The sequence below is a fragment of the Blautia sp. MSJ-9 genome, from assembly GCF_018919065.1.
Classification (GTDB): Bacteria; Bacillota; Clostridia; order Lachnospirales; family Lachnospiraceae; genus Blautia_A.
In genome coordinates, this window is record NZ_JAHLQG010000046.1 from 32,822 (window position 1) to 48,982 (window position 16,161).

General features: G+C 41.4%; 22 protein-coding genes. 1 reads left to right on the plus strand and 21 read right to left on the minus strand.

Annotated elements, in window-relative coordinates:
- Positions 1 to 21: 21 nt before the first annotated feature.
- The 18 genes from KQI87_RS13025 to KQI87_RS16655 form a co-directional block, all read right to left on the minus strand.
- Entirely contained in the window at positions 22 to 1,017 is a 996-nt protein-coding gene (locus KQI87_RS13025; protein WP_256444829.1) for an ABC transporter permease, read from the minus strand.
- Positions 1,018 to 1,111: 94 nt separating this feature from the next.
- Positions 1,112 to 2,707, minus strand: a complete 1,596-nt coding sequence (locus tag KQI87_RS13030; RefSeq protein WP_216460514.1) for an ABC transporter substrate-binding protein — start codon at positions 2,705 to 2,707, stop codon at positions 1,112 to 1,114.
- 346 nt (positions 2,708 to 3,053) lie between these two features.
- Positions 3,054 to 3,722, minus strand: a complete 669-nt coding sequence (locus KQI87_RS13035) for an energy-coupling factor ABC transporter ATP-binding protein (RefSeq protein ID WP_216460515.1) — start codon at positions 3,720 to 3,722, stop codon at positions 3,054 to 3,056.
- A gap of 35 nt (positions 3,723 to 3,757) precedes the next feature.
- Positions 3,758 to 4,576 carry an energy-coupling factor transporter transmembrane component T family protein gene (locus tag KQI87_RS13040; RefSeq protein WP_216460516.1) on the minus strand — a complete coding sequence of 273 codons (819 nt, stop codon included), beginning with the start codon at positions 4,574 to 4,576 and terminating at the stop codon, positions 3,758 to 3,760.
- 3 nt (positions 4,577 to 4,579) lie between these two features.
- On the minus strand, positions 4,580 to 5,584 hold the full coding sequence (gene cbiM, locus KQI87_RS13045; protein ID WP_216460517.1) for a cobalt transporter CbiM: 1,005 nt from the start codon (positions 5,582 to 5,584) through the stop codon (positions 4,580 to 4,582).
- Between the two features lie 471 nt (positions 5,585 to 6,055).
- Positions 6,056 to 6,814 (minus strand): ABC transporter ATP-binding protein, encoded by a 759-nt coding sequence (locus KQI87_RS13050; protein ID WP_320813649.1) that lies wholly within the window; start codon positions 6,812 to 6,814, stop codon positions 6,056 to 6,058.
- Positions 6,815 to 6,818: 4 nt separating this feature from the next.
- Positions 6,819 to 7,637 (minus strand): ABC transporter ATP-binding protein, encoded by an 819-nt coding sequence (locus tag KQI87_RS13055; RefSeq protein ID WP_253292517.1) that lies wholly within the window; start codon positions 7,635 to 7,637, stop codon positions 6,819 to 6,821.
- Between the two features lie 101 nt (positions 7,638 to 7,738).
- The gene (locus tag KQI87_RS13060) at positions 7,739 to 9,274 is read right to left on the minus strand and encodes an ABC transporter substrate-binding protein (RefSeq protein ID WP_216460518.1); all 1,536 of its coding nucleotides are present in this window, start codon (positions 9,272 to 9,274) and stop codon (positions 7,739 to 7,741) included.
- A complete protein-coding gene (gene nikC / locus KQI87_RS13065) occupies positions 9,271 to 10,152 on the minus strand; it encodes a nickel transporter permease (protein WP_216460519.1) in 882 nt (293 codons plus the stop codon). Before nikC ends, KQI87_RS13060 begins: the two co-directional genes overlap by 4 nt.
- Positions 10,149 to 11,093: a nickel ABC transporter permease gene (gene nikB, locus KQI87_RS13070; RefSeq protein ID WP_216460520.1), complete on the minus strand. Its 945-nt coding sequence runs from the start codon at positions 11,091 to 11,093 to the stop codon at positions 10,149 to 10,151. The genes nikC and nikB overlap by 4 nt, the downstream gene beginning before the upstream one ends.
- A 241-nt stretch (positions 11,094 to 11,334) precedes the next feature.
- Entirely contained in the window at positions 11,335 to 12,243 is a 909-nt protein-coding gene (locus tag KQI87_RS13075) for a LysR family transcriptional regulator (protein ID WP_216460521.1), read from the minus strand.
- A 92-nt stretch (positions 12,244 to 12,335) separates the two neighbouring features.
- The gene (locus KQI87_RS13080) at positions 12,336 to 12,593 is read right to left on the minus strand and encodes a response regulator (protein WP_256444831.1); all 258 of its coding nucleotides are present in this window, start codon (positions 12,591 to 12,593) and stop codon (positions 12,336 to 12,338) included.
- Positions 12,590 to 12,790, minus strand: a complete 201-nt coding sequence (locus KQI87_RS13085) for a HEPN domain-containing protein (RefSeq protein WP_253292518.1) — start codon at positions 12,788 to 12,790, stop codon at positions 12,590 to 12,592. The genes KQI87_RS13080 and KQI87_RS13085 overlap by 4 nt, the downstream gene beginning before the upstream one ends.
- The gene (locus tag KQI87_RS13090; RefSeq protein WP_216460523.1) at positions 12,783 to 13,124 is read right to left on the minus strand and encodes a nucleotidyltransferase domain-containing protein; all 342 of its coding nucleotides are present in this window, start codon (positions 13,122 to 13,124) and stop codon (positions 12,783 to 12,785) included. The genes KQI87_RS13085 and KQI87_RS13090 overlap by 8 nt, the downstream gene beginning before the upstream one ends.
- Before the next feature lie 84 nt (positions 13,125 to 13,208).
- Positions 13,209 to 13,352 (minus strand): hypothetical protein, encoded by a 144-nt coding sequence (locus KQI87_RS13095; protein ID WP_330655858.1) that lies wholly within the window; start codon positions 13,350 to 13,352, stop codon positions 13,209 to 13,211.
- A gap of 63 nt (positions 13,353 to 13,415) precedes the next feature.
- Positions 13,416 to 13,565 carry a hypothetical protein gene (locus KQI87_RS13100; protein ID WP_216460524.1) on the minus strand — a complete coding sequence of 50 codons (150 nt, stop codon included), beginning with the start codon at positions 13,563 to 13,565 and terminating at the stop codon, positions 13,416 to 13,418.
- On the minus strand, positions 13,510 to 13,749 hold the full coding sequence (locus tag KQI87_RS13105; RefSeq protein WP_216460525.1) for a hypothetical protein: 240 nt from the start codon (positions 13,747 to 13,749) through the stop codon (positions 13,510 to 13,512). Before KQI87_RS13105 ends, KQI87_RS13100 begins: the two co-directional genes overlap by 56 nt.
- A 121-nt stretch (positions 13,750 to 13,870) precedes the next feature.
- Positions 13,871 to 14,197, minus strand: a complete 327-nt coding sequence (locus KQI87_RS16655) for a hypothetical protein (protein ID WP_253292519.1) — start codon at positions 14,195 to 14,197, stop codon at positions 13,871 to 13,873.
- Between KQI87_RS16655 and KQI87_RS13115 the strand changes: the two genes are divergently transcribed.
- The gene (locus KQI87_RS13115) at positions 14,166 to 14,387 is read left to right on the plus strand and encodes a hypothetical protein (RefSeq protein WP_216460526.1); all 222 of its coding nucleotides are present in this window, start codon (positions 14,166 to 14,168) and stop codon (positions 14,385 to 14,387) included. The two genes, KQI87_RS16655 and KQI87_RS13115, sit on opposite strands and share 32 nt — an antisense overlap.
- A 41-nt stretch (positions 14,388 to 14,428) precedes the next feature.
- On the opposite strand, the gene KQI87_RS13120 is transcribed toward KQI87_RS13115, so the two are convergent.
- The 3 genes from KQI87_RS13120 to KQI87_RS13130 form a co-directional block, all read right to left on the minus strand.
- The gene (locus tag KQI87_RS13120) at positions 14,429 to 14,905 is read right to left on the minus strand and encodes an HAD family hydrolase (RefSeq protein ID WP_216460527.1); all 477 of its coding nucleotides are present in this window, start codon (positions 14,903 to 14,905) and stop codon (positions 14,429 to 14,431) included.
- Positions 14,906 to 15,070: 165 nt separating this feature from the next.
- Positions 15,071 to 15,361: a hypothetical protein gene (locus KQI87_RS13125; RefSeq protein ID WP_119234496.1), complete on the minus strand. Its 291-nt coding sequence runs from the start codon at positions 15,359 to 15,361 to the stop codon at positions 15,071 to 15,073.
- Between the two features lie 123 nt (positions 15,362 to 15,484).
- Positions 15,485 to 16,138 carry an esterase gene (locus KQI87_RS13130; protein ID WP_253292520.1) on the minus strand — a complete coding sequence of 218 codons (654 nt, stop codon included), beginning with the start codon at positions 16,136 to 16,138 and terminating at the stop codon, positions 15,485 to 15,487.
- Between the last annotated feature and the right edge of the window lie 23 nt (positions 16,139 to 16,161).

Genomic DNA, 16,161 nt, shown 5'->3' on the forward strand with positions numbered 1-16,161 from the left:
CTGGAAATGTAGCTGCTTCTTTCACCTCACCACACCTCCTCTTCGTATTCTTGGATCAATTACACCATAGAGAATATTGGCGATCAGGTTTCCACCAAACACAAATATTGCACTGATAATTGTAATTGCCATCAGAAGCGGCAAATCGCTTCCAAGTCCCGCACTGACCGCTGCCTGTCCAAGCCCCGGATAAGAGAAAACCTGCTCTACCAGTACGGAACCGCCGAAAATTTCACTGATAGAAGCAAACTGCAGAGTCATGGCTGGTCCCAGCACATTGCGGAATCCATGATTTCTGAAAATCTCCCAGGTACTCTCCCCTCTTGCTCTGGCAAAGAGTACATAATCGCTGTCACAGATATCGATCATTTTCTCTCTGGTGTGCATGGCAATATTGGAAATCCCAGTAATAGATAACGTCACAGCCGGAAGAATCGCATGACGCACACGATCCAGAAAAGTCACTCCACTGGCTTCCACGCCAATTGGAACACTTAATCCGATCGGCAGTATCTTCAGCCACACTCCAAATATCATCAAAAGAAGCATTGCAATCCAGAAAGCCGGTGTGCTGGAAATAAGCAGACAGTATCCCTTGATTACTTTATCAATTGGTTTCCCATGTTTCATCCCCGCTAAAGCTCCCAATAGAAATCCTGTCACACCCGACAGAATCCACGCTATGACCATCAAAAAAAGCGAATTTCCCAGTTTCACTGCAATCACTGTGGTTACTTTCTGACGGTAAAGGAGAGATACTCCCATATCTCCCTTTACAAAATCCCTGAACCATGCCAGATACCGCTGCACCGGCGGCTTCCCTACACCCCAGTATTCTTCCAGTTTCGCGATCTGCTCCTGGCTCATACTTCCAAGAGCTGTCTGACCCACATTTGCTTTCAGTGGATCAATCGGTGAAGCAGTCATAAGCGCAAATGCTGCGATGCTTACCGCAAATAGAAGCAATATCATCTTTATAAAATTTCTGAAAATAAACTTTCCCGTTGTTCTGTTCAAAACATTTCTACTCCTACATTTATTTTCATATTAGCTGTTCCCATATGATTTATCTTCATATCAGCTATTTCTATATTACTTTTCTTCATATGAACTATTCCCAGCTCCACTGATCTACATTATTCACAATTGACCAGCCATGTCCATGTGGATGAATCTTCTGATCTGCAATCTTAAGACCGTCTTTTACGAAATACAGATGATCGATATTGCAAAGCCAGATCCACGGAATATCGCCGTCCTGTGTAATTCCTGTCTCGCCGTCCCACTGTGCCTTTTTCCAGAGATCGTAGGAATTCTCCAGGTCACTGGATTCCAATGCTTCATCCATATATTTATCAACCGTTTCATTGGAATATGGAGAATACTCTGCCAGTCCTGTTTCATTCATTGTATGATAAATATTATAGAGTTCCATCGGAGTATGTGCTCCCCATCCCCATACAAGCGGTTCTGACTCCGCTCTGGTATATGCAGTATCCCAGTCAACGCCTTCTGTCGTCACTTCGATTCCAAGTTCGGTAAGCTGATTCTTCGTATCTTCTGCCAGTGCCTGGCGTACAGAATCCGATGCCGGATAAAGCATAGTCAGTTCTGCGCGGATGCCGTCTTTCTCACGGATACCGTCATCCCCGGTTTCCCATCCTGCTGCGTCCAGAAGTTCCCTAGCCTTGTCCTGATCATATTCAACTTCTGCCGCTTCGTTATACCACGGCATTTTGTCACAGACACTGTATGCAGGTGTTCCGTAACCATTCAGTACGTTCTGGATCATTTCCTCACGGTCAATTCCAATATTGATCGCACGTCTTACTTCCACATCAGTGGTAAAATCATTTCCATAAGTTACACCATCAATCTCCTCTGCCGCTGTTGCAGGAAGATTGAATCCTCGGTTATCAACCGTCCGCACACTGAACAGATCATATCCATCCACAGTCATATCGGAATAAGAAGCTGCTGTATGTGCAACATCTACTGTTCCCGCCTGTGCCGCTGCCAGTGCTGCATCCTCTTCCATGAAAAGTACCGTCACTTTTTTTATCGTCGGTACTTCCCCGTAATAATCCGGATTTGCTTCAAAAATTACCTGCTGTCCTTTATCCCACTGTTTCATGATATAACGACCGGAACCAATCGGATTCTGACCATAATTTTCATCATATGCGTGTTCCGGTACGATTCCTACGATTGCCATAGTATACGGCCAGACAGCAAACGGAGTATTCATATGAAACTCTACTGTAGTATCATCCACTGCCACTGCTTCTTTCAGCATGGAAAAATCATTCACGGAGCTGTTGTCACGACAGTTATTGTATGTAAATGCCACATCGTCTGCTGTCAGCGGCTCACCGTCTGTAAATTTCACATCATCACGGATTTTCACAGTCCATGTCAGTCCGTCTTCGCTTACTGAATAATCGGTTGCAAGATCCATTCCTATGGACAGATCCGTGTTTGTAACAGTCAGAGTACTCTGAATCAACGGCTCGTGTACATGCTCTCCGGCTCCCCATCCATATGCAGGGTCAAAACCTGCTTCCGGTTCTGATGTTGTCGGCATTGTCACGATTACTTCATCTTTTCCTGTACTCTGTTCCTGCGCTGCCCATACTGCCGTACTTCCTCCCACGAATGTTGCAGTCATACATACTGCCATCAGAATTGCCAATAACTTTCTCTTCATCTATAATTTTCTCCTTTACTTTACTCATGCACAATGCTGTATCTACCAACAGTTTTTTATTATCTCTTTGTATATTGTGCACAGATGAATATTGACAGTATATCATTATTTCACATACTGTATAACCACCTATGGGGGATATTTACCCATTCATATCTGGCATGGTTTCACACGTTTTTTTATATCAAAAAATTCCGGAAGACTTGTTCCAGTGCACAGACCTCCGCGAAATACGTATCAAATTCCCTGCCTGCCGGATCTGTTACTAACAGCTTCCACCTGATACGCAGCAAAAAAGTACTTCTATCCGCAGGAAGTACTTTTTTTGGATAAATATTCAATTATTTTATTCTGTCTTCAGTTCATGTTCTTCATTCATATATGCAAATCTGGTACCAATGGCGTCTGCCAACTGTCTGTTATGTGTAATCGTAATCAGGGTTTTTCCTGCATTATGAAAATTCTGCAAAAAATTTATCAGCATATCCTGTGTTTTTTCATCAAGCCCGGCAAGTGGTTCATCAAGAATCAAAACCTCCGGATTCAGTGAAAGAATACATGCAAGCGAAACCTTTCTTTTCTCTCCACCGCTTAAATGATAAGGTGGTCTTTCTCTAAGTTTTTCTATTCCAAACAAATGCAGACAGTCTTCTGTTCTTTTCCTTATCTCTGTTTCCGGCAATCCCATTTGAATCGGTCCAAACGCAATTTCCTCTTCTACACTTCCGCAAAACAACTGGGTATCCGCATTCTGAAACACATATCCCATCTGCTGATGAAACCATTTTGCAAACCTGCTGTCTTTTAATGTCTTTTCATTAATTTCATATCCCTGATATAAATATTTTCCTTCCGCCGGAAAAATAATCCCATTCAATAATTTAATAAGCGTTGATTTTCCACAACCGTTTGGTCCCTGGATAACCACAGAATCTCCTTTTTTAATATGAAGATTCACATATCTCAGTGCAATTTCTTTTTCGTATGCGAAACATACATTCTCAAGTCTGATCATAATTTTCGTCATTCCTTTTTCATATCAGTTTATAGCTACCTGTTCAGATACCAGAACAACGCCATACATCCTGACATTATAACTGTGCAGAAAATATCCGCTGCACACAATTTATATCTCCGATTTTTCTTATACTCTCCGGTAAATCCACGGCAACACATTGCTGCATGCATTTCCTCTGCCATCTCACCTGACTTCAAAAACGATATTCCTAATACTCCTGACAAAGCTTTTGCTTTCTGAGGATTTTTTCCTACAGATCTCAAGCGAACAGATGTCAGAATATCCGCACACATCTCTCCCAGAACAGAAATATACTTTAAGGTAATATCCAGTGTAAAAACAAATATTGATGGCAGTCGAAAAGTTCTCATACTTCCTGTCAGTTTATTCCATGATGTTCCTGCTGACAAAATACCGATCAAAGTTACAGACACATACACTCTGGATGTAACATTCATTAAAGTCTGGGGAGTTCCCATGAATACAGACGGCAGAAGAATTAATGCTGAAACCAGAACTGCACCTGCCGTTCCTCTCAGAATCTGACGAATAGATTTCGCCGAAAAAAAAGCAAGCCTGACTGTCACAGCTACGCACATAATCAGCGTAAACAAATAATTCCCGGAACAGGCCGTAAGAATAATATAAATAAGTGTATAAAATAATTTCAGAGAAGGAGTAGCAGAAAATCTGCCATCCTTCCCTTCATGAAACTGCATTTTTGCAAGCACAGATAAAATTGATTTAGTGCTTTTTGTTAAAAACGCTTCTTTATCTTCAGACGGAACATATTTTTCCTGAGAGCACATCCAGTCTGGAAGCATTGCTTCTTCGTTTTTATAATCTTTCATTCGTTATGCTGCTTTCTTCTTAAAATCAACTTTTTCTTTCATCATAGAAGAAATAATTTTAAAAATAATCACCAAAAGTGCCACACCAACAACAGCTGAAAGAATATATCCGGTCCATTCAGGTAATCCAGACATTGAATAATCAGGAAACAGTGCCGACAATTCAAATCCATTTACCATTCCTGCCGGAGTATATCCCAATGGGCTTCCACCGCTGATCAGACTCGCTATCTCATCAGCCCCCCATTCGCCCCAGGCAGTACCAGTTGCCAGAAGTCCTAGCGGAGTCAGCACAATGAGAACAGCCATAAGCATATACAGTGGTTTAAATGCCGTTTTATCCGGAACCGCGTCCAGAGCCTTCGGTGTAACCTTCTCAACAAAAGTCAGTACCACTACCGTTAAAATAATCTCTGCCAGCCCAAATAACGTAATATGTCCAATCATCATTGCCGGTATGGATACACTTAACGGATATGGGCAGTAAAGAGCTTGGCCTTCTGCATTTTTAAACAGTAATGGCTGAATGCCAAATTCAACAGCTGCGCAAAAGGCTGCCGCATTAATTCCTATGTATGCACCGATTGCTGCGCTGAGTTTACGCATACCTGTCTTCTTCATTAACAGTTTATATAAAAAGAATCCAAGATATGGCAATACAAACGCCATATTAAAACAGTTTGCTCCAAATGCAAGAATTCCACCATCTCCAAAAAGGAGTGCCTGTATCAACAGTGCAATGGAAACCGATATACACCCGGCCGCAGGACTGCCAGTCAAAATAGCAATAAGAGTTCCTCCTACTGCATGTCCCGTTGTGCCTCCCGGAAGCGGAACGTTAAACATCATTCCCAAAAACGAAAAAGCAGCTCCTATGCCAAGAAGCGGCATCTTTGATTTTGGTATCTCCGTTTTTATTTTATTAATGGAAAATCCCCACACCGGAAGCATGGCAGCTGTCATTACCGCACATGTTGACGGACTCAAATAATTCTCAGGTATATGCATAAATATACTTCCTTTCCAGTGAAAATGTTATTTTATTTGGCGCGCACCTCGTAATTAACTGCATTGTATCACCATGTTAAAGTATCAACAACCTACCCTGGGGGTTATATACCCATTCTTATCCGGCATGGTTCCACGCACATTTTTCATATCTTAAAATCCCCCTGGGAGGCTTGTTCTGGCAGACTATTTTGATAAAATATAATCCGTACAGAGATAACTCAGTAACGTAGCAGACAGATACCTGATTATCGATGTATCAGCACAAAGATTTTGTCAAACAACAAATAAAGTGCACAGACCTCCGCGCAATACGCATCAAATTCCCTACCTGCCGGATCTGTTACTGACAGCTCCCTCCTGATGCGTCGCAATAAAAAAAGTACTTCTATCCGCAGGAAGTACTTTTTTTATGATCAATATAACTATTCAATACCTTCATATCTACAGACTACTGAAATATGCAATTGCTTATAATACAGAATCAATCAGCTTTCTTGTGTAATCCATCTTTGGATGCTCAATTATCTCATCCGGCGTTCCGCTCTCCACAGTCTTTCCACGATAAAGGACAATAACTCTGTCGCAGAATGCCTGAACCAGTGCCAGATCATGGCAAATGAGAATAAAGGAAAGGTTTTCTTTCTGTTTTAATTCAATCAGTAACTCCAGAATCTGTTTCTGCACCGTCACATCCAATGCACTGGTTGCTTCATCACAGATCAGAATGGATGGATTTACTGCCAGTGCCCTGGCGATTGCAGCTCTCTGGCACTGGCCGCCGCTTACCTGATGCGGATAGCGGTCTGCATATTCTTTTTCCAATCCACATCTTTCCAGAAGTTCCTCTACTTTTCTACGGGTTTCTGCACGGCTTATCCCCATATTCTGCAGACTCTCTCCTATCCCGTCACCAAGCGTACAACGCGGATCAAAGGATTCCATCGGCATCTGAAATACCATCTGCATATCCCGGTAAATTTCCCGAAGTTCTTTTCCCTTTACATGCGTAATATCTTTCCCTTTCAGAGTCACTTTACCCTCTGTGATACTTTCCAGATGCGTGATCATCTTTGCGATCGTGCTTTTACCGGAACCGGACTCACCTACAATTCCCAGGCACTCTCCCTGTTTTAATTCAAAACTGACATCATCTACTGCTGTTAATGTCTTTTTTCCAGACATAAATGTCTTTATGAGATGTTCCGCTTTTAAAATTATATCCGCCACTTGTCTACTCCTCCTGATTTCGTTTCAGATGAAGTACTGAGTCCATCAGTTTCTGTGTATAAAGATCAGATGAATGATCCAGAACATTCTCCGTTTCTCCATAATCCCTGACAATTCCATTCTGAAGTACCAGTATCCGGTCGGCCATCGCCCTTACCACACCGATATTATGCGTCACCAGAATCATCGCTGTCTGATATTCCTTTCGCATCATCAGAAGTTCCTCTACTACCTGTTTCTGCACCGTCACATCCAATGCACTGGTAGGTTCATCTGCAAGAAGAAGATTCGGGTGCATGATCATTGCAGTACAGATACCCACACGCTGATTCATACCCCCGGAAAGTTCAAAAGGATAACTGTCCAGAACACGTTCATAATCATCCATACCGATTTTCTTCATAATCTCCCCTGCACGTCTTCGAGTTTCTTTTTTCGTTATTCTCTCATGTTCGGACACCGCTTCATGTATCTGAACCCCGATTTTTCGTACCGGGCAAAGTGCCGCCTTGCAGTCCTGAAATACCATTCCAATTTCTGTTCCCAGATATCTGCGGAGTTTCTTTTCGCTCATGTCGGTAAGATTTTCACCTTTATACCAGATATCTCCTTTTGTTACCAGACCTTCCTCTCCCAGAAGTCCCATGACAGCTTTAATGATCGTACTTTTTCCGCTTCCGGATTCTCCTACGATCCCAAGGATTTCTCCCTGCTTCAGTTCAAAGCTGACATTCTGGACTGTCGGTTCTCCATTATAGCTGATCGTGACATGATCTACTTTCAGCAAAGGATCTGGCATATTCTTCTCTTTTAAAGAATTCATTGTGTTCTCCCGGTTTTTACTGACACTCTCCAATAAGTAAAAGAGTGTTTGTGTAACTGTTCAGTGTTTTCGCAGTTACATTTTTTTATCTTATGCAATTTTTACTGTACATCCAGATCCGCAGTAATTTCATAATAATCACAAGGATGCGCCGCCATTCCTGTCACATTCGCTTTTGTTACAATTCCCATGTTCAAATGTGAAACAAAAAAATACGCATCATCATCTAAAATTTTCTGCTGAAGTTCTACTGCCAGTTTTCCTCTCTCCTCTGTATCAAAAGTCTGATGAAGCTGATCTGTCAGCCTGGTTACTTCATCATTCTGATAATTTCCATAATTTTTAGAACCAGTTACTGTACTGCTGAAGAAATATTCCGGATCACCGGTTGGCGCTGTTGTTAAAGAGCTTACATAAACATCAAACTCTCCGTTTTCTGCATAAGTTCTGTGATCAGAAGTATTATTGACAGATACATCAATCCCGATATCTTTTAAAGTAGCCTGTGCATATTCCGCAAGCTTTGGCTGCTCCAGACGTGTCGGATAAGTCAGCCAGTTAATGGTCAGTTTCTGACCGTCTTTGTCAACATATCCATCACCGTCTGTATCTGTCCATCCGGACTCTTCCAGCAATTTCTTTGCTTCTTCCGGATCATAGGATACTGTCTCCACTGCATCATTTCCATAGGTAAAACTGCTTGGAAACGCTCCTTTTGCCGGAATTCCGCGTCCTTCCATGATTACAGAACAAAATCCCTCTTTATCGATTCCCATTTCGATTGCCTTACGCACGTTCTGATCCTGAACAATTTCAGAATCCATGTTAAACTGCCCGAAGAAACAACGGCTTGTAGCGCAGGAATTAATAGTGTAATCCGGGTTTCCGTCAAACAGGGAATAATTATCGTACTGAAGTCCATAAGTTCCCTGAATATCTCCAGTCTGTAAGGCAGCGGTCAATGCACTTCCATCTGCAAAAGATTTGACTGTAACTTTGTCCACGTTCACTTCACCGCCCCAGTAATCCTCATTTTTTACAAGGTCAATCTGAGTTGGTGTAACTTTCTCTGCAATATAAGGACCGGTTCCTGCTACATTGGCAGAGCCGCCCTCCCCCTGAATACCATAATCCATATCTATGATTGCACCATACGGATCTCCCAGATAATTAATGATTGCCGGGCATGGTTCTGTAGTATAAATAGTAAGTGTAAGATCATCAGCTTCTATATGATCAATTTTCAAATCATATGGTGCGCGGTCATGAACTGCAATCATATCTTCCAGGCATTCCTTTACAGCTTCTGCATCCATCGTACGTCCGCTGGAAAATTTCACTCCATCACGAAGTGTTATTTTTACCGTAGTATCATCCACAAACTCATAATCTGTTGCAAGCCATGGCTCCACTTCCATATTATCGTTATATTTGAAAAGAGTTTCTCCCACACCATAGCGAAGTGCGCTCCATCCGGAATAGTTATCATGAGGATTCAGTCCTGCATCTCCCATTTCTTCACTGTACCCGGTTGTCCCGTATACAAATGTTTTCTCTCCATCCGCAAACACTGTAGTTGATAAACCTGCAATCAGCATAGTTCCTGTCAGTAAGGCTGCAAAAATTTTTCTTTTCATTTCTTCTTTTCCTCTCTCTTATTCTCTGCTCTTTGTTTTGGATCCATATAGTCTCTCAGTGTATCACCAAGAAGATTAAATATCATAACTGTTATAAAAATTGCCACACCGGGAGCCAGTACCATCCACGGTGAAATCTGAAGCATGCTTCGTCCATCGTTGATCATGCTTCCCCATTCTGCTGCCGGAGGCTTCACACCAAGTCCCAGGAAAGAAAGTCCTGCAAGCTCCATCATCATAGTTCCTATATCTAAAACCGCAGTTACCAGAATCTGTCCTGCAATATTGGGCAGAATATGTTTAAAAAGGATTTTCGGCACACTGCTGCCTGACATTTTTACTGCCATCAGATACGGCGAATCTTTCTGCGCCAGTGTCAGTCCTCTTGCAAGTCTTGCAAACTTCGGCCATCCGATCACCGCCAGCGCAATGATCGCATTCTGTATTCCCCCACCCAGGACTCCTGCAACTGCCAGTGCAAAAACAAGACTTGGAAATGCAAGGAATAAATCTGAAATACGCATCAGCACTGTATCTGCAATTCCTCCACACCATCCGCAGACCAGTCCGATCACTGATCCTGTAACCGTAACAATTGAAACAAGCAGAAGCGTCGCATAAATACTTGTTGTACTTCCCACCAGAACTCTCGAAAACATATCTCTTCCGTAACGGTCTGTCCCCAGAATATGTTCTGCGCTCGGTGGCTTCTGCGCTAACAGCAAATCCTGCGCATAAGGATCATATGGGCAGAGTTTTCGCGCAATGGCAGCAACAATAAGTAAGATCAGCGTCAGTACTGTAAAGAAAATCAATTTTTCCCTGATATGATTTTTCTTTATTTTCTGTTTCCTGACAGTAACTTTTTTTCCGCTCATGCCTGATCACCCCCTAATCTGACGCGGGGATCCAGATAATGATAAATGATATCCGTAATAAGATTCACAATAACGTAAATAATCGCCATCCATGCAACATACGCCTGAATGATCGGGTAATCTCTCATAGTAATGGCATCTACTGCCATCTTTCCCACACCGTCCCACATAAAAATAGTCTCTACGATCGTGGCTCCGCCCAAAAGGCTTCCTATGGAAAGTGCAAGGAGTGTAATGATCGTAAGCATGGAAGATTTCATAACATTCTTCCATATGATCACACTTCCCCTTACGCCTCTTGCTCTGGCACCTTTTACATAATCTTTATTTAACTCCTCAAGTATCGTAGCCCGCACCTGTCTGGTGTATTTGGAAGCCATTGAGATTGCCAGTGTTAAAGTTGGAAGCACAAGACTCAACGCAGTATTATCCGTAGTTATGACCGGAAACCACCCAAGCCGTATTGACAGAAAATACATCAATACCAATGCTGCAAAAAAGTTCGGCATCGAGTTTCCGATGAAGCTGAAGAATCGTATCAGATAATCAATCCAACGGTTATGTTTTACTGCCGAAAGAATTCCCAGTGGAATAGAAATAAGCATTGTCAGTAATACAGAAGAAATCGTCAGAAGAATCGTGGCAGGAAGTTTTTCCACGAAAGTATCATAAACATCTCTTTTTGATACATAACTGATTCCCATATCTCCGGTTGCCATTCCTGTGAACCATTTCGCATACTGGACAAGAAACGGCTGATCCAGACCATATTCTTTCCTTGTCTCATCAATCACTTCCTGCGAAACTGCCGAACCTGCATTTTCATACATATAGGTAACAGCATCCCCTCCTGCCAGGCGCATCATGGCAAATGACAAAAAAGTGATTCCGATCAGAACCGGAATCAGCAGAAGAAGTCTTTTTGCAATATATTTTATCATAAGTTCTCCTTTTTCCATGCGACACTGTATATTCTATCTACAATGTCACATTCTGCGGATTTTGCTGAATTCCATAACTGTTCAGTACTTTCACTGGAAAAATGAACTGCTGAATAGTTACAAAATTTCTATAAATCCACAAATAAGTCTAACAAAAGACAAAAAAGCACACAACCCCAAGGGAGGGTTATGTGCCATTCTAAATTTGAATATATTTCGGATGTTTTGGAATAAGTCTTATTTAACTTTTCGGAAGTCTGCCTTTTAAAAACGTCAGAAATTCTTCTACACTGTCATCTGTTTTTTCGCCTTTGTGGAGAATATAACCAAAAATAACTTTATTATCCCCCAGCTCCAGCGGGATTCCCGGGGTAGTTCCTGTTTTGTTTTCTGAGAGGTAACTTCCGCTTACATTGGAAACTTTGCTGTTCTTCAGCATTTTTTCCATAATATAATCGCTGTTGGTCAGGACAGAAATATCCAAATCTTTCCATTGAAAAGCATTCTCCTGCACGGAACCAATATCAAAAAATTCATCCTGATAATTCTGAATAAATCTGCTTCCCTTCAGTTCTTCCAACTGAACTCTCTCTTTTCCTGAATCATAAAATTCTGTCTGCCGTCCCGGATAAAAGATCACATCTGTCTCATACATCGGTACAAATTCCATCTTATTCTTCGCCAGTTCATGCAGAAAATTCTCCTGCTGATGACTCAGAATATAGACAAATCCTATATCGTCCATGTAATCCCGCACTCTCTCCATCACGCTTCTGACCCCTGCTGTCGTCAGTTGAAAATGGTAGTTCTTTTCGAATATTTCATTATAGAAATCCACGAACTGATTTGCAAACCAGGAACTTGGATTCATGGAAATCCTGACCCATTTCGTCATTCCTCGTGAAGCCATATTTTCAAGTACATCTATTTCATTTGTAATCCTGCATGCATAATGATAAACTTTCTGTCCCTGAACAGTCAGGCGGATTCCTCTCGGAAGTCTCTCAAAAAGCTGCATTCCCAACGTATCTTCCAAAGATTTTATCACCTTGCTCACACTCGGCTGCGTAGAATACAGAATTTTCGCCGCATCACTAAACGAACCTGTCTGCGCACATGCCACGAAATACTGTAATTGTTTTAAGTCCATAAATTGTCCCTCTTCTATATCTTCTTGGTCTGCTTACACACATATACCTCTGAAAAATCATCCGCTTCGCTACTTGGTTTAATTAAATCTCATTATTCATGAGCTAATATCCTAGTATATTTACAGATTGCAGCTACCACTTTATCTATATCCAGAGGCTTCGAGATATGTTCTGTCATTCCGGCTTCTTTTGATTCCTGGATGTCTTCTACAAATGCATTGGCAGTCATGGCTATGATCGGGATTGTCTTCGCGTCTGGTCTGTCCATGCTTCGGATTTTTCTGGTCGCGTCATATCCGCTATTGATATCACCATGCTCTCTGGCAAATGGTTCAAATAAATGGCTCAGGAATTCACACCAACATGTTTAGAATAATCAATACCATCTCTTGCCAGTAAAGCTCTTACTGCAGTAAACATTGCATAATAGGATCTTCCTATTGAGTCCTTATAGCTGCCACACTCTAACAATATCTTTGCAGAGTTTAGTCGCTCTTTTGCACTTTTCAGACGATATTTTACCAGTTCCTCTCGATTCTCATGCAACTACTATAACTCCTTCCTGTGCAATGTTTCTGTAATACGGTAAGTCCTTTCTATACTTTTCGAACTCCTCATAGGGAATTACTGTTGGTGAAAGAATCGTATCATATTCCAGTTCCAGTTCACATGATTCATCCCATACTTTCTTTAATTGTTCCTGCAGCGCAGCACGTTCTCCACGTACGATTGCAACAAGATCAACATCCGAATCATGACCATAGTCACCACGCGCATAGGATCCATATAGTATTACCTGAACAAGTTCCTTTCCATATACAGACCGATATATCTGTGCCATCTTTTGTAAAATAATGTTTAATTCATTTCGTGTACACATAACACACCTCCTGCTCTGTTTATGGCATCATTATATAACATGTCCTCATTTGCAGGCAATAACAAATCTTACAGTCTTTTCTTTTTATGCCTCCGGTTTCAATGGACCATAATAATAAGATGCTGTTGCGCCATCATCCATCAGGAATGTGGAGCCTGTGATAAATGCTACTTTATTGCTCATCAGAAATTCGGCTACATTTGCCACTTCATCTGCAGTACCAGGTATTCCTTCCGGGTATTATATTGAAGAATTTGCTGATCTGCTAAAAAAGCAATTTTGTTTATAATTTTATAAAAGTTTCCAATTTGCAGACTCTGTCTGAAAATCAACCAGTTTTCTGTAAAGACCATGTTTCTTCATAAGAGTCTCATGGTTTCCTTTCTCAGCGACAACTCCCTCTGCCAGCACTACGATCTGGTCTGCTGCTTCCTGTTTCAAGTGTCACATCTCCCTGGCTTAATCCATGGATCAGATTACAGATCACAAACCAGATACAGACAAAAGGCAGCATGGAAAAGATGGTGCTGATCCCTGCAAAGATACATCCAAGGATTGTCAGCTTGTGGTAATTTCCTGCATAAGAAAACATTTTGGAAAGCTCATCACTTTTTTCTTTTTGCATGAAATTTTCACTCCTTTCGTAAGCAACGGGAACCATATCCGGCATCGCATTTTTATACCGGATATTGATTCCCGCTATGTTTTTTATTTATATCATAATTATCAGGACCAGATTTATAGGATTACTGCTCAGACAGGTTCTCTTCGCAGAAAAGCTGGATGCAGTCGTCTACCATTTTTTCATCATATTCTGTAGAGATTCCGGATGCGAGCCAGTATGCATAGTCACCTGCATCATATTTTGCAAGTGCATCTGCATCGCTTCCATAACGGAATTCAATATGGTATGTTGTATCATTTGTGTCCGGTGCAAGATAGAAATATGTAAATTCTCTATTTGTGCGGATAGATAAAATTTTTCCCTTTGCTGCGGGTATGATACAGGTAACAATTCTATATGGAAAGGGGATTACATTTATGAAAGAGTATGAAGTTTTTGTAGAAACCATCAATCCTTGCGGCGGTTCCAGACATGCGCAGAGCGAATTTATCGACGTAGAAGCAGAAAGCCCGGAAGCTTATGTCAAAGAACACGGCAGATTCCCGGTTATGGACACTTTTGAAAATCCGCAGGGAGATGTTGTTATTGTAACAGGCGACTCTAATGGATATATTATCCGTTATACGTTCTCTGAATAGCCTAAAGGAACTGTCAGTGGCAGTTCCTTTTAATTTATCTCCTATATCAGTCCATGTTCTTTGCAGTAATAATAAATTCCATCCTCTGCCACATGTCCGCAGACTTCCTCTGCAATTTCTTTCAGTTCATCGGAAGCGTTTCCCATGGCAATGCCATGACCTGCTGCTTTCAGCATTTCCATATCATTATTTCCATCTCCAAATGCTACTGCTTCTGAGCAGTCAATGTGATAGTGCTCCAATACTTTCTCTACAGCAACGCCCTTGCTGCCGCCTGCAGGAATGATATCAACAGCACGATCCCACCATGCTGTGATTTCTGCACCTTTTACACCATCCAGTGCCTGCGCGTACTGCTCTTTATAACATCCCATCATAATCTGGTATACTTTTTCTCTGGAAAATGTTTCAAAATCATCAGAAACCACTACTATCTGCTTTCCAATCGCAAAATAATCTACCAGGTCTTTATCTCTTCCATTCGCCTCGATTTTATCTTTCGTAGAAAGTGCTTGCATAAGAAATATTCGCTCCACTGTCTGCGTGTTCTTTCAGCCAGACAGGATATAAAAAATACAGCTCAGCTTTCATTAATGACCTTTTACTGTCTCTGAAACTTGAGTTGTATTTTTCCATGCAGATAAAAGCGTCTCCTTACTGCATCTTATTTTTTCTCAGAAAAATCATCCCTGCTGCCCGTTTGCCTGACGGATCATATCTTCGACTACGATATCAAAGATTTCTCCGATGGAATTACAATATTCCAGAATCTTCCAAGGCTCATTTGTGTGGAAATGAATTTTCACCAAGTCTTCATCTCCTGCTGCAATGAGGCTGTTTCCCTCAAAATGCTCTGTAATGTAATCTGAAATTTCATCTTCATCCAGATCCTCATCTCTTCTTTCAATTAATAACTGTGTGTCATAACGATATGCAAACTGATCGTCTTCTGCGTCAATTGAATGTACTGCCATTTTATAAAACCTCCGATATCAATTCTCTGTAAATTTTCCTATGCAGCTATTGATAGTTAGCTGTATTTAACACACATTATACCACTATTTTTTCAAAAATCCATCCATGATTGACTAAAAGTTCTATGCCCTATGATTTTCTGCCATTACCCAGGCAAATGCTTTCGCAGTTCTTATGTCCGGTTCTCTAAAATGATTTCCCTGATTCCACTCCAGAGTACAGTTTATCTCGCATTTCGTGAGCCAATCATATCCTTTTTGGATACAATTCCCAACCTGCGACATCACAGGATTTCTTGTTTTTTCTTCTCTGTCTCCAAGACTCAGGTAAACTGTCTTACTTTTTATCTCGTGTTCTTTCATATAATCAATAAATCCTGGAAACCAGACAGATGGTGAGGCGGCAGCAACTCCGGAGAAGATATCTGTCTGGTATACCGTCCATAATGAAAATAAACCAGCAAGGGAGTATCCTCCGATGTAGTATGTCTTACTTTTGTCTGTGCATAATGTCAGAATCTGCTCCAGTGTCCTGGCAGCACCATTGCCAAAATCTTCATTTCCAAACACCGCCGGTGCTTTCCACGGAGACAGCTCATAGTTCCAGTCATCAACTTTCGCAGCAATGAACCAGAAATCTATTGAAGTCCGTTTTCTGATTTCCTCAACCTCATTCTCAAGAACAGATAATTCATGGTCACCAGTCAACTGGATCAAAACAATATCCGCAGCTGGATTTCCATACTCATATATAGTCACCATTGCTTTTTTCTCCATACTAATAATATTCTCTATCGATA